General features: G+C 57.0%; 12 protein-coding genes. 8 read left to right on the plus strand and 4 right to left on the minus strand.

The annotated features are described in order from the left end of the window. Position 1 precedes the first annotated feature (1 nt). The 4 genes from ABGT88_RS13320 to proC are packed head-to-tail and all read left to right on the plus strand — an operon-like array spanning position 2 to position 4,141. Positions 2-1,204 carry an argininosuccinate synthase domain-containing protein gene (locus ABGT88_RS13320; protein ID WP_346702595.1) on the plus strand — a complete coding sequence of 401 codons (1,203 nt, stop codon included), beginning with the start codon at positions 2-4 and terminating at the stop codon, positions 1,202-1,204. Between the two features lie 45 nt (positions 1,205-1,249). Beyond that, on the plus strand, positions 1,250-2,218 hold the full coding sequence (argC, locus tag ABGT88_RS13325; protein WP_298663100.1) for an N-acetyl-gamma-glutamyl-phosphate reductase: 969 nt from the start codon (positions 1,250-1,252) through the stop codon (positions 2,216-2,218). A 13-nt stretch (positions 2,219-2,231) separates the two neighbouring features. Then, positions 2,232-3,356, plus strand: coding sequence for an aspartate aminotransferase family protein (locus ABGT88_RS13330; RefSeq protein WP_258326698.1), 1,125 nt, complete (start codon positions 2,232-2,234; stop codon positions 3,354-3,356). Then, positions 3,353-4,141, plus strand: coding sequence for a pyrroline-5-carboxylate reductase (gene proC, locus ABGT88_RS13335; RefSeq protein WP_087409289.1), 789 nt, complete (start codon positions 3,353-3,355; stop codon positions 4,139-4,141). Before ABGT88_RS13330 ends, proC begins: the two co-directional genes overlap by 4 nt. Positions 4,142-4,175: 34 nt before the next feature. Here proC and ABGT88_RS13340 read toward each other — a convergent pair whose 3' ends face one another. Both ABGT88_RS13340 and ABGT88_RS13345 read right to left on the minus strand, forming a co-directional pair. Further along, a complete protein-coding gene (locus ABGT88_RS13340; protein ID WP_346702599.1) occupies positions 4,176-4,937 on the minus strand; it encodes a response regulator in 762 nt (253 codons plus the stop codon). A gap of 1 nt (position 4,938) precedes the next feature. Beyond that, positions 4,939-6,957, minus strand: coding sequence for a histidine kinase (locus ABGT88_RS13345; RefSeq protein WP_346702601.1), 2,019 nt, complete (start codon positions 6,955-6,957; stop codon positions 4,939-4,941). 776 nt (positions 6,958-7,733) lie between these two features. Between ABGT88_RS13345 and ssb the strand changes: the two genes are divergently transcribed. From ssb to ABGT88_RS13365, 4 genes are all read left to right on the plus strand, one after another. Continuing rightward, positions 7,734-8,198, plus strand: coding sequence for a single-stranded DNA-binding protein (gene ssb, locus ABGT88_RS13350; RefSeq protein WP_346702603.1), 465 nt, complete (start codon positions 7,734-7,736; stop codon positions 8,196-8,198). A gap of 126 nt (positions 8,199-8,324) precedes the next feature. Continuing rightward, a complete protein-coding gene (gene gldE / locus ABGT88_RS13355) occupies positions 8,325-9,647 on the plus strand; it encodes a gliding motility-associated protein GldE (protein ID WP_087409284.1) in 1,323 nt (440 codons plus the stop codon). A gap of 13 nt (positions 9,648-9,660) precedes the next feature. Further along, a complete protein-coding gene (locus tag ABGT88_RS13360) occupies positions 9,661-10,281 on the plus strand; it encodes a hypothetical protein (RefSeq protein WP_258326701.1) in 621 nt (206 codons plus the stop codon). A 2-nt stretch (positions 10,282-10,283) separates the two neighbouring features. Then, entirely contained in the window at positions 10,284-10,931 is a 648-nt protein-coding gene (locus ABGT88_RS13365) for a 4'-phosphopantetheinyl transferase superfamily protein (RefSeq protein ID WP_258326702.1), read from the plus strand. Here the strand turns inward: ABGT88_RS13365 and ABGT88_RS13370 are convergent. Beyond that, complete coding sequence (locus ABGT88_RS13370; protein WP_087409281.1) at positions 10,923-11,123, minus strand: heavy metal-associated domain-containing protein; 201 nt, start codon at positions 11,121-11,123, stop codon at positions 10,923-10,925. The two genes, ABGT88_RS13365 and ABGT88_RS13370, sit on opposite strands and share 9 nt — an antisense overlap. Before the next feature lie 33 nt (positions 11,124-11,156). Next, positions 11,157-13,313, minus strand: coding sequence for a cation-translocating P-type ATPase (locus ABGT88_RS13375; RefSeq protein WP_258326703.1), 2,157 nt, complete (start codon positions 13,311-13,313; stop codon positions 11,157-11,159). Positions 13,314-13,334 lie beyond the last annotated feature (21 nt).

A 13,334-nucleotide genomic window follows, 5' to 3' on the forward strand; every position in this document is an offset into this window, starting at 1 on the left:
CATGGCTAACAAGAAAGTAGTATTGGCTTTTAGCGGAGGTCTCGACACCTCCTTTTGTGTAAAATACCTGTCGCAGGAGTGCGGGTATGACGTCTATACCGCCATTGCCAACACCGGCGGTTTCGGTCCCGAAGAGTTGAAATCGATCGAAGAGCGAGCCTACCGACTGGGCGCCGTCAAGCACGCTACGCTCGACATCACCCAGGAGTATTACCAGAAGAGCATCAAATACATGGTGTTCGGGAATGTGCTGCGCAACGGCACCTACCCCATCTCGGTAAGTTCCGAACGTACTTTCCAGGCCATCGCCATCATCAACTATGCCAAGGAGATCGGGGCCGACTACGTGGCCCACGGCAGCACCGGTGCCGGTAACGACCAGGTGCGGTTCGACCTTACGTTCCAGATTCTGGCCCCCGAAATCGGCATCATCACCCCCACCCGCGACATGACCCTCACCCGCGAATACGAAATCGAATACCTCAAGAAGCACGGCTACACGGCCGACTTCAAGAAGATGGAATACTCGATAAACAAAGGGTTGTGGGGCACCAGCATCGGCGGCAAGGAGACCCTCAAGAGCAATCAGACGTTGCCCGAGGAGGCCTACCCCTCGCAGATGACGGCCACGCAGAGCCGCACCATCACACTCGACTTCGTGAAGGGCGAGATTGCCGCCATCGACGGGCAGGCCTACGACGACAAGGTGAAGGCCATACAGGCCCTCGAAGCCATCGCCTCGCCCTATGCCATAGGCCGCGACATGCACATAGGCGACACCATCATCGGCATCAAGGGACGGGTGGGATTCGAAGCCGCCGCCCCCATGCTCATCATCGCCGCCCACAAGATGCTCGAGAAGCATACCCTCACCAAGTGGCAGCAATACTGGAAAGACCAGGTAGCCACGTGGTACGGCATGTTCCTGCACGAGGCCCAGTACCTCGAGCCGGTCATGCGCGACATCGAGGCCTTCCTCGACAGCTCGCAGCACAACGTCACCGGCCGCGTAATCATCGAGTTGCACCCCTACCGCTACGTGCTGGTGGGCATCGAGAGCGACTATGACCTGATGAAGTCGGACTTCGGCGAATACGGCGAGGTGAACAAGGCCTGGAGTGCCGACGATGTGAAGGGCTTCACCAAAATTTTGGGCAACCAGATGAAAATTTTCTATTCCATACAAAATAAAAACAAAAAATAAATCGTAGATTAGAGTCCGAAAATCAAAACTGTCAACCCCATCGTTATGATTAAAGTAGGTATTATAGGCGGCGCAGGGTATACCGCCGGCGAATTGATAAGATTGTTGATCAACCACCCCGATGTAGAGATTGTGTTCATACACAGCGAAAGCAACGCCGGAAACCGAGTGACCGACGTTCACACCGGACTGTTCGGCGAGACCGACCTTGTCTTTACCCGCGAGATGCCCTTCGACGAAATAGACCTGCTCTTCTTCTGCACGGCACACGGCGACACCCGCAAGTTCATGGAGAGCCACAAGCTGCCCGACGAGCTGCGCATCATCGACCTCTCGGCCGACTATCGGCTCGATGCCCCCGACAACGACTTCGTCTACGGGCTGCCCGAGCTGAACCGCAAGTACATCATCCGCTCCAAGCATGTGGCCAACCCGGGTTGCTTCGCCACGGCCATTCAACTGGCGCTGCTACCGCTGGCCAAGAACCTGCTGCTCAACAGCGAGATACACGTGCACGCCATCACCGGCTCGACCGGCGCGGGGCAGAAGCCCTCGCCCACCAGCCACTTCAGCTGGCGCAACGACAACATCTCCATCTACAAGCCGTTCAACCACCAGCACCTGTCCGAGATACGGCAGAGCCTCTCGAAGTTGCAGAACAGCTTCTCGGCCCCCATCAACTTCATCCCCGTCAGGGGTAACTTCTCGCGGGGCATCTTTGCCACGCTCTACCTCGACTGCCCCGTCGAGCTGGAGCTGCTGAAGGAGCTGTACAACACCTACTACGACGATCATAACTTCACCTTCCTCACCGACCGGATGCCCGACCTGAAGCAGGTGGTCAACACCAACAAGTGCCTCCTCTATCTCGAGAAGCACGACGGCAAACTGCTCATCGTCTCGGTCATCGACAACCTGTTGAAAGGAGCCTCGGGACAAGCCGTACACAACATGAACCTGCTGTTCGGCCTGCACGAACGGGTGGGGCTGCAGTTGAAGCCTTCGGCTTTTTAAGCTGGAAACTGTTATGAAACTATTTGACGTATATCCGCTGTTCGACCTGGAAATCGTAGCCGGGAAAGGGTGCTACACCTACGACACGCAGGGCACCGAGTACCTCGACCTCTACGGGGGTCACGCCGTCATCTCCATAGGCCACTCGCACCCCTGCTACGTGAAACGCATTACCGAGCAGGCCCAGAAGCTCGTCTTCTACTCCAACTCGGTTATCAACAGCCTGCAACAGCAACTGGCCGACAAGCTGGGCGCCCTGTCGGGGTATGACGACTATGCCCTCTTCCTCATCAACTCGGGGGCCGAGGCCAACGAAAACGCGCTGAAACTGGCCTCGTTCCACACCGGCAAGAAGAAGGTCATCGCCTTTGCCCACTCCTTCCACGGCCGTACCTCGGCCGCAGTCAAGGTGACCGACAACCCCCGCATCGTCGCCCCCATCAACGACACCTTCGAGGTGGCTTTCCTCCCCCTCAACGACATGGCTCGTGTCGAGCAGGAGATGGCCGCCGGCGACGTCTGCGCCGTCATCATCGAGGGCATACAGGGCGTGGGCGGCATTCAGGTACCCGACGCGCAGTTCCTGCGCGACCTGCGCGAGGCCTGCACCCGCCACGGAGTCGTGCTCATCGTCGACGAAGTACAGTCAGGCTACGGCCGCACGGGCAAGTTCTTTGCCCACCAGCATGCCGGCATACGCCCCGACCTCATCACCATGGCCAAGGGCATGGGCAACGGATTCCCCATCGGGGGAGTCCTCATCAGCCCCCAGTTCACCCCCGTATACGGGATGCTGGGCACCACCTTCGGCGGCAACCACCTGGCCTGCGCCGCTGCCTGTGCCGTGCTCGACGTGATGCGCGACGAACACCTCGTCGACAACGCGGCCCGCGTGGGGCAATACCTCATCGACCGGCTCCGGGAGATTCCTCAAATCAAGGAGGTGCGGGGCAAGGGGTTGATGATCGGGCTCGAGTTCGACCAGCCCGTCAAGGAGCTGCGCCACAAACTGCTGTTCGAGCAGCACGTATTTACCGGAGCCTCGGGCACGAACGTGATACGATTGCTGCCGCCTCTGTCGCTATCGCAAGAACAAGCCGATTGTTTTATCGGTAAACTTAAAAACATACTTCCATGAAAATAACGATTATAGGATGCGGGAATATGGGTGGAGCCATAGCCCGCGGACTGACCAAAAGCACTTTCGTAAACCCGGACGACATTACAGTGAGCAACCGGGGTAAAGAGAAACTGGAAACGATTCAGGGCGAGATTGCCTCGATTCACACCACCACCGACAACAAGGCCGCCGTGAAGGATGCCGACATCATCGTCCTGGCCGTGAAGCCTTGGGTTCTCGACAGCGTGGCCATCGACATTCGCAAGGAGCTCGACCTGCCCCGCCAGATGATTGTCTCGATTGTAGCCGGCGCCACTATCGAACGCCTGGCCGCTCTCTTCGCTTCGGGCGATGCCATCCCCGCCATCTTCCGGGTGATGCCCAACACGGCCGTGGCTATCCGGCAGAGCATGACCCTCTTCACCCCCTACAACGCCACACCCGAGCAGGTAGACGTCATCAAGACGATGCTCGACAGCCTGGGCAAGAGCCTTCTCGTCGACGAGAGCCTCATGGAGGCCGGCACAGCGCTCTGCTCTTGCGGCACAGCCTTTGCCATGCGCTACATACGGGCTGCCATCGAGGGGGGCATAGAGATGGGATTCCGTCCTCAAGATGCCCAACTGGTCGTAGAACAGACCGTCAAAGGGGCCGCCGAACTGCTGCTCGATACCGGCAACCACCCCGAAGTGGAGATAGACCGCGTGACCACACCCGGCGGCATCACCATCAAAGGACTTAACGAAATGGAGGCCGCCGGATTTTCGGCTGCCGTCGTTCGGGGATTGAAAGCCTCGAAATAGGCACATCCCTCCGAAGAGCTATTGCTGGGCTGGTTTACAAATCGTAAAACCGGTCCAGCAATTTCTTTTTGTAGACCTTGCTCACCCGGAGCTCCGACACCTTGTTGAACGGAGGCAACAACGTGCAGCTGTTCTCCGAAATCATATACAGGTAATTGATATTGATGATATACGACTTGTGAATCTGGATAAACTCGGGAGCGTAATTCAGAATCGTATCGGCCGTGGTCTGGTGTTTCAGAATAAAGTGCTGCAGATTGTTCAGGATTACCTTCCACAACTTGCGCTCCGAATCGTATTTGAAAAAGCCGATATTCTCGGCCCGCACAATGAGCTTGTCGTTGGTAATGGTGGTAATCAGTATCGACTGCATCGGCGACGGCGACGGTATCGAAGGCGGGACAACCATCCGGCGAGACTCGTCGCGCAACAGGTAGTAACGGTCCATAATCAGCGACAGTTCACTGTCGCTCACCGGCTTGAGCAAATAATCGAAAGCCGGCAACCGCAGAGCCGGCAACAGGTATTTCTCGTACGAGGTATAAAATACCACCTTCATATCCCAGTCGATATGCCTGTCGAGCGACGACAGGAACTCCAGCCCCGACGTGTCGGAGAGCTCCACATCGAGAAAGAGCAGGTCGGGTTTATACCTCAAGACCGTATTCCAACCCTCCTCGCCGTTACCGGCCGTAGCTACCACCCGCACATCGGGGTAGGCTTTCAGCCGGTCGGCCAAGAGCCGTATCGACGGGTTGTCGTCGTCGACGATTACGGTATCAATTCTGTTTTCCATATCAATCGTTTATATCGAAGTTATAGCCGTCGGGGATAATCAGCTGGGCTCGACACCCCTCTTCACCCTCGGGAGTGTGACAGCCGCTCAACTCAAAACTCATCGGCCGCTTGTTGCGGGTGTTGAGCAACTGAATAATCTGGGCAACGACCCGCAAGCCCACTTGGACCTTGTCGCCGCTACGCTGCACGACGGGCAACGGCCCGTTGTTGAGCACCTCGATGCGGATGGCTCCGTCGTGGCGGTCGACCTGTACCGTCAACCGTTTGGCGGCATCGTGGGGCAGTTTCTTCAAGCCGTGCTTAATGGCATTCTCCACGAAAATCTGCACCATCATCGAGGGCAACTGCACGGCATCCAGCGCAATTCCATCGGCTACCTTTACCTGATAATCAAAATTTTCGCCCAGCGACTCGCCCTCGACAGCTACATAGAGGTTGATAAAATCGAGCTCCTCGCGCAGCGTCGTGATGAAGGCACTCGCCAGCGACTGCCCCTGGCGGAGCATGTCGACCAGGACCCCCAGCGACGAAGGGCGCCCCTCCTGCCGGGCCAGCAACTCGTGGTTGAGAGCATTGTAGATGAAGTGCGGCGTGATGCGGTTGCGGGCATTCTCCATCTTCATGGTCACGATGCGTCGCATCATCTGCTCCTCCCGCTGTTTCACCCGCTTGCGCCGGTAGACATAGAAGAGAAGCAACACCAGCACAACGACCGTCACCCCGCCCAGCAGGGCATAGGTGCGCATCAGTTCGGCCTCCTTGTCGCTGATGACCAGGTATTGATTCAGGATGGTGGCATCGCGCTCGTAGCGCATGCGGTTCTCGGCTATCTTCATGCGCACCCGCTCGCTGCGCAGCGAATCGGAGAGGGAGGTATAGGTCTGACTGTATTCGAATGCCCGCTTCCAATCGTGCCGGGCCTCTGAAAACCGCCGCAGGAAATCGAGCCGCAGCAATCCCTGCTCCGACCGCAGTTCGTCCCGATAAGGGTATCGGGCCACCAGCTCGTCGGCCAGGGCGAAATCGCCGTCCTGCAAAGCCAGTTCCATCTGCTGGGTGCGCAGGTGCGACATCACCATCTCGTTGTGTCCGCTTGCCCCGAAAAACGCCAGATTCTCGGCAATGAGCGGGCGAGCCTGCTCGGGCTGATGCAGCTTCAGGTAGATGTCCGACAGGTTGGCTTGACAGAAGTGGCGCTCCCACTCCATATCGGGATAGTCGAGCAGAAAAGTATCGAGCCGCAAAAAGGTCTCCAGCGCCTGCGGATAATCCTTTTGATAGAAATAGTCGTTACCCAGGCTGTTCAAGTAGTTGAACCGGTCGTAAACCGTCATCAGGGGCCACAACCGGCCGCACTTCTCCCACCAGATTCGACTTTGCTCAAAATCGCGCAGGGTCGTATAGGTCGCAGCCAAACCACTGTACAGCGGAATATAGCTGGCCGTATCGGCCTGAATGGAGTCGGCCAGAGCAATGGCTTGCCGGTAGGTCATGGCACTCATCGACAAATCGCCTCCAAACTTGTAGGCATCGGCCAAGTTGGCATAGCACAACAGCTTCTCCGACTCCTCATCACCCTGCTCGGCATAGCGACAGGCCTCTTTCTGATAGAAGAGCATCGAGTCGGCATTGAACACAAACTGGGTGTAATAGATACCCTTGGCCTGCATACATTTGACCATCAATCGGTTACGGAAGTCCGAAAAGGGTTTCCCCGACAAATAGTGCAGCACGCTGTCGGTATTGAGCAATACCGAGTCGGGACGCCCCGTATAGAAATGGCGTACAATATCCTGTGTCACAAAGTTATAATACTCGTCGCTGTCGCGCGCCTCGCGTTTTCCCTGGTTGATGGCCTGAACGACAAACGAAATATTGTGTCTCTTCAGCGAATCGGCTATCGTCTGGTTAATGGCATCGAGCGATACGGTCTCGGACTGTCGAGAGGTACAGCCACTACCCACCAATATCCCGCACAAAAACCAAGGGGCCAATCGCCAAAACTGTATTATTTTCATGGGTCAATCACTTATTCTATAAACAACAGTCAAGGCTCAAAAGGTATAAATCATTCGCGGGCTATGCCTAATCGGAGACAGCATTTTACCACATCCACGAGAGTAGAAAGGGCCCCCCTTTGACAATATCGAGCATCAACCATTTTGCAAGAAACAAAGGTACTACTTTTTTCCGACACGTTTACCATTTTTAAAAACAAACCTGTTAATCCCGATTTTTCACCTCTTATCCAACAATCGGGCCTCTTATCTCAAAAGCCACCTACCGCACAGTTGCCGGGCTGCTTTTATCGTCCTATCTTTGAGTTGTATTTTGTATGGTTACACGGTTCAAAAAAACAAAAGTACAAAACTAAAAAAGGGGACATAAATACAGGAATACTCTTTGTAAAGGCATGAAACATCATGCGGCTTGTTTTCGGGCGAATGCCCGATATAGGAATATCGAAATTCAAGTCCAGAAAGCAGCCGTGAGAGCGCAAGGGGGCTCGAGCAGCCTTTACACGCACATCAAGACAGAGAGGATCTCCATCACAAAACAAGAACCGTTCCGTCGTTAAAAACGACACATTCCTGTATTTTTTTACATGAGGGACTTCCTTGAAATCAAGGGAGTCCTTTTTTGTCGATTGCTCCTGCACGAAAACTCAAGCGCCACTTGCATCGGCTCGCTTTTTTCTCTATCTTTGTTACACGAAGATAGGATGCGGTTCGGCATAAAGTTCAAGTGAACGCTCTATTTTTGAAAAAGATTATACCACCAACAACTCAACAATATGTCTGTAAACAAAGTCATTCTGATAGGTAACGTGGGGAAAGACCCCGACGTGCGATACATCGAAAACAACGTGTGCGTGGCCAACTTCACCCTGGCAACCACCGAACGCGGATATACCACCCAAAGCGGGGTGCAGATACCCGATAAAACCGAGTGGCACAACATCGTGGCCTGGCGCGGCCTGGCCGAAGTGGCCGAGAAGTATGTGCGCAAAGGCACTCAACTCTATATCGAGGGAAAGATTCGTACCCGCTCGTGGGAAGACCAGAACAAGATTCGCCGCTACACCACCGAAATCTATGTCGACAACATGGAGCTGCTGGGCCGTCGCGACAGCCAGGCAACCGCAGCACCGACTCCGGCCGCACAGCCTCAGGCTCAACCGCAAAGCTACCAGGCTCCGGCCAACCCGGGAAATGCACCGCTTGGCGGAAATAGTGCCGACGACGATTTGCCGTTCTGATAGATTGTTGTAATTTTGCAGGCAATTAACGGGCTACGCTCCTCGTGCCGGTCTGAACCGGCACGAGGAGTTGCCAACCCGGCATCGGGAGAGGCAAGCCTATTGTTTAACTAATACTCATTTTTCTTGGACCCAGATTCGTATTTATCGGTTTTCTCTGCCATCGAAGTGACCTCCCCTTCGGGCGGTGCCATTCTGGCTATCATCCTGGCAGGATTGTTATTGTGTGTCTCTGCTTTTGTTTCAGCTTCCGAAATAGCCTACTTCTCGCTCTCGTCCGAAGAGCTTCACGAGTTTGACAACGACGAGTCTACGACCAACGCCCTGGTCAAAAAGCTGCTTTCCCGTCCCGAGTATCTGCTGGCTACGATACTTATCTCAAACAACCTGGTCAATGTGGCCATCGTTATTCTCTGCAACTTCTTCTTTTCAGATATTCTTCATTTCCACAGCGACGTACTGGATTTCATCTTCCAGACGATTCTGCTCACCTTCCTGCTGCTGCTCTTCGGCGAGGTGATGCCCAAGTTCTATGCCAATCAGAAGCCGGTCAACTGGGTGCGACGCAGTTGCCGGGGGCTGTCGGTACTGGAGAAGATTTTCTCTCCGCTGGCCAACTTGCTGGTCAACACGACCCACATCGTCAACAAGCACATGGTGAAGAAGAGTGCCAACATCTCGATGAACGAACTCTCGCAGGCTCTCGAGATGACTCAGGTCGAGGCGAATGACGAGAAGGAGATGCTCGAGGGCATCATCAAATTCGGCGGCAAAACCGTGCAGGAGGTGATGACGGCCCGCGTCGACATTACCGACGTAGAGATACGTACCGACTTCAAGGAGCTGCTCGACCTCGTCATCGAGACCGGCTACTCGCGGCTGCCCGTCTACGACACCACCGAAGACGACATCAAGGGCATCATATACAGCAAGGACCTCTTGCCCTACATCGGGCAGGATGCCTCGTTCAACTGGCGCAAGCTCATGCGCCGGGCCTACTTCGTGCCCGAGACCAAGATGATCGACGACCTGCTGGAGGAGTTCCGCACGAAAAAAATCCACATGGCCATCGTCGTCGACGAATTCGGCGGCACATCGGGTATCGTCACGATGGAAGATATTCTCGAAGAGATTGTGGGCGACATTAGCGACGAGTACGACGAGGAGGAGAAGAACTACGTCAAGCTCGACGACAACACCTACATCTTCGAGGGGAAAACCCTGCTGAACGACTTCTACAAAATCACGGGACTCGACGAGAGCGAGTTCGGCGACAAGGCCGAGGACGCCGAAACCCTGGCCGGGCTGATTCTCGACATCAAGGAGGATTTCCCCAAGGTGAAGGAGCAAATCGACTACGGCCGTTGCAGCTTCCTGGTACTCGAGCTCGACAAACGACGCATCGGCAAGGTGAAGGTAAAAATCGACCCTGCCAAAACCGAAGAATAACCCCTGCGACCCCATGAAGCCGACCCTTCGCATACGACCCTATCGACTGGCTCTCTACGCGCTGCTCTGTCTCGTGGCCGGATCGGCCGGCTACTCATGCCGCCGCCAGTATACTCCCAAACCCGACGGCTACTTCCGTATCGACCCCTATCCCGATAGCTACCGGCGCACCACGCTGCTGGAGCCAGCCCTCTCGTTCGAGGTCCCCGAGGGGACGGTCGAGACGCTCGACCATGATACGACCCGCCATCACGGTGGGGTACAGTGGCTCAACATCCGGTTCCCCCGCTACCGGGCTACCCTCTATTGCAGCTACCACCCCTTGCGGGGCAATCTGGACCGACTGCTCGACGAAAGCCGCGAACTGGTCTACCGCCAGAGCATCCGCCCCGAAGCCGTACAGGCCGGTACCTACGAGAACGACAGTCTGCACATCTACGCCACCCTCTACGACCTCTCGGCCGAGAGCGCCACGCCGCTGCAATTTATCGCGACCGACAGCGTGCGGTACCTGCTGCGAGGCTCGGTCTACTTCGACGAACCGGGTAAAAGCGACTCCATCGCGCCCGTCGTCGGATACCTCTCCGACCACATCGCCCACCTCATCGAAAGCATAGAAACCCCTGCCCGATAGCCATGCCGCTCTACGACTACATATCGACCCCCACCGGAGCCACCGTTGCCTTGTGGCACCTCACCGAAACGGAGCCGGAACTGGCAGCTCTTCTGCCCGAAGAGGAGCGTCTGCGACTGACGGGAGAGGGACTATCGTCCAAACGATTCTGCGAACAGGCGGCCACCCGTCTGCTGCTCGAGCACATGGAGGCTACCCGCGGAGCCCTCGTGGCCCATACGGAAGAAGGGCAACCCTATCTGCCGGGACGCCCGGGGCACCTCTCCATCTCGCACACCCGCCAATGGGTGGCCGTGGCGTGGCACCCCACCCTGCCGGTGGGGATAGACATCGAGCGGACAGGCGTGCAGGTAGAGCGCGTGGCCACACGCGTATTCGGCGATGCCGAACTGCAGGCACACGCCGACCCGGCCCAGACGCACACCGTGTGGCTGCACCTGTGCTGGTCGGCCAAGGAGGCGCTGTTCAAGGCGATACCCGAAACCGAAATCGACTTTCGCGAACACCTGCACCTCACCCCGCCCGACACTATCGAAAAGGAGGGGATATTTACCGCCACCGAGAGCCGCACACCGGCGCGACGCGGTTACCGGCTGTGGTACCGCACCCACCCCGAGTGGGTGATGATCTGCGCCACGCCCTTAGCGTAACTCGGCTTTGAAACCGGCGGCACGCACGGCCTCGACTACCCGCTCGGCCGGCACGTCGGCATTGACGGTCAGCAATTTATCGGGATTCGACAAATCGAGGCTCCACTGCTCGGGAGTCAGAAACTGATTCAACTTTTCGCCAATCTTGGCTACACAACCGGCACATTTGGCCGAAGTCTTTACCTGTATCATGATTCTATCTTTTTGAGATTAAACATCTATTTCTTATCGCAATCGCAAGCTGTTGAGGATAACCGACACCGAACTGAAGGCCATCGCCGCACTCGCCCACATGGGGGTGAGCAATATTCCTATGGGATAGAGCACCCCGGCAGCTACCGGGATACACACCACGTTGTAGCCGAAGGCCCAGAAGAGGTTCTCGCGAATGATGCGCACCGTCTTGCGCGACAGAGTCACAGCCCGCGGCAACAGCAACAGGTCGGAGTTCATCAAGGTCACCATGGCCACATCCATGGCCACATCGGTACCCTTGCCCATAGCCACGCTCACATCGGCACGAGCCAGAGCCTGCGAGTCGTTGATACCGTCGCCCACCATGGCCACGCACTTGCCGGCCTTTTGCAACTCGGCCACGAAACGCTCCTTGTCGTCGGGCAGCACGCCCCACCGATAGTGCTCGATACCAGCCGCCCGGGCCACCTCGGCCGCGGTCGACTCCTTGTCGCCGGTGAGCATGTAGACCTCGATACCGCACCGTTTCAACTGCTCCACCGCCTCGCGCGAAGTCGCTTTCAAGGCATCTTTCACCTCAAAGGCAGCCAGCAACTCCCGGTCGTTCCCGAAGTAGATGGTATACCCTTCGGGCAACTCCACCCCCTTCAGCCGCTCTTCGGCCAGGGCCTGGTTGCCTGCCCAGAAGGGGATACCCTCGCAGGTGCAGACCACACCGCGCCCCGTAAGGCTTTCGAAGTCGGCTACCTGCTCGGCCGGCTTGTATCCGCGCTGTCGCAGGTTCTCGGCCAGCGACAGGGCCAACGGGTGCTCCGACTTCATTTCGGCGGCCAGCAATACCGGGGCGTAGCGGTCGAAATCGGGGTAGAGCTTCTCGCCCACCACCTGGGGAGCCCCCTCGGTGAGGGTCCCCGTCTTGTCGAGCACCACGGCATTTACCCGGCACATGTTTTCGAGGGCAAAGGCATCTTTAATAAGGATATGTTGTTGCGCCCCCTTGCCTATCCCCACCGTCAAAGCGGTGGGAGTAGCCAGGCCGAGGGCACACGGACAGGCAATCACCAGTACCGAGACGGCACTCAACAGGGCATAGGGGAACATGCCCCAACCGGCCACGGCAATCCAGACGACAAAGGTCACTATCGAGATGCCGATAACCACCGGCACGAAGATAGCCGCCACCTTGTCGACAATGCCCTGCACGGGAGCCTTGCTACCCTGCGCCTCACGCACCATGCGCACCATGCGCGACAGCACCGTATCGGCACCCGAGGCCTGCACATCCAGCACGAAAGCCCCCCGCTGGTTGAGGGTACCGGCCAGCACCCGGTCGCCGGGCTGCTTGGCCACCGCCTCCGACTCGCCGCTGATCATGCTCTCGTCGACATACGACGACCCCTCGAGCAGCACGCCATCGACGGGAATCTTCTCGCCGGGGCGCACACTCACCCGATTGCCGGGGCGCAGCATGCCGATGGGCACATCGCGCTCCTCGCCGTTCTCGTCGACCAGCCGGGCCGTCTTGGGCTGCAGCCCCATGAGCGACCGAATCGAGGCCGAAGTGCTCTGCTTGGCCCGAGCCTCGAGCAACTTGCCCGTGAGCACAAAGGCGATAATCATCGCCACCGCCTCGTAGTAGACGTGAGGCACCAGCCCCAGCGACACCCAGAATTGGGGATAAATCGTACTGAACAGGCTGAAGAGAAACGATACCGAGGTACTGAGCATGACCAACGTGTCCATGTTGGCCCGCCCCTGTCGGGCAGCCTTCCAGCCCGAGATGTAGAACGACCTGCCCAGATAGAGGACCGGCAGGGTGAGGAGCATCAATATCCACACCCATATCGTCGACGGTTCGTGAAACAGCATCGACAGCACCATGACCGGCACACCGAAGAGCCAGGCCCCCAACGTGCGGCGTTTCATATCGACATAGTGCCGGTGCTCGGCATCGGCGGCATCGGCCTCGGCATTATCCGAAATGACCAGGTCGTAACCCGCCGCCTGCACGGCAGCCTGCATCTCTTTCAACGAAATTTTCTTGGGATCGTAAACCACCTGCAAGGTGTTGGCCGCGAAATTGACCGTAGCCTCGGCCACCCCCGGCATCTCTCTCACGGTCTTCTCGACCGTAGCGGCGCACACGGCGCAACTCATTTCCAAAACGGGTATTACTTGCTTTTCCATATTCTTACTCCTACAGACCGG

Origin of the sequence: Barnesiella sp. An22, from assembly GCF_963931395.1 — a bacterium.
GTDB lineage: Bacteria > Bacteroidota > Bacteroidia > Bacteroidales > Barnesiellaceae > Barnesiella > Barnesiella merdigallinarum.

Excerpts from the sequence above, each read along its gene's own strand:
- ABGT88_RS13370 (WP_087409281.1), bottom strand. The coding sequence starts at position 11,123 with ATGATACAGGTAAAGACTTCGGCCAAATGTGCCGGTTGTGTAGCCAAG.
- ABGT88_RS13340 (WP_346702599.1), bottom strand. The coding sequence starts at position 4,937 with ATGGAAAACAGAATTGATACCGTAATCGTCGACGACGACAACCCGTCG.
- ABGT88_RS13360 (WP_258326701.1), top strand. The coding sequence starts at position 9,661 with ATGAAGCCGACCCTTCGCATACGACCCTATCGACTGGCTCTCTACGCG.
- proC (WP_087409289.1), top strand. The coding sequence starts at position 3,353 with ATGAAAATAACGATTATAGGATGCGGGAATATGGGTGGAGCCATAGCC.
- ABGT88_RS13345 (WP_346702601.1), bottom strand. The coding sequence starts at position 6,957 with ATGAAAATAATACAGTTTTGGCGATTGGCCCCTTGGTTTTTGTGCGGG.
- ABGT88_RS13365 (WP_258326702.1), top strand. The coding sequence starts at position 10,284 with ATGCCGCTCTACGACTACATATCGACCCCCACCGGAGCCACCGTTGCC.
- ssb (WP_346702603.1), top strand. The coding sequence starts at position 7,734 with ATGTCTGTAAACAAAGTCATTCTGATAGGTAACGTGGGGAAAGACCCC.
- ABGT88_RS13320 (WP_346702595.1), top strand. The coding sequence starts at position 2 with ATGGCTAACAAGAAAGTAGTATTGGCTTTTAGCGGAGGTCTCGACACC.
- ABGT88_RS13375 (WP_258326703.1), bottom strand. The coding sequence starts at position 13,313 with ATGGAAAAGCAAGTAATACCCGTTTTGGAAATGAGTTGCGCCGTGTGC.
- ABGT88_RS13330 (WP_258326698.1), top strand. The coding sequence starts at position 2,232 with ATGAAACTATTTGACGTATATCCGCTGTTCGACCTGGAAATCGTAGCC.
- argC (WP_298663100.1), top strand. The coding sequence starts at position 1,250 with ATGATTAAAGTAGGTATTATAGGCGGCGCAGGGTATACCGCCGGCGAA.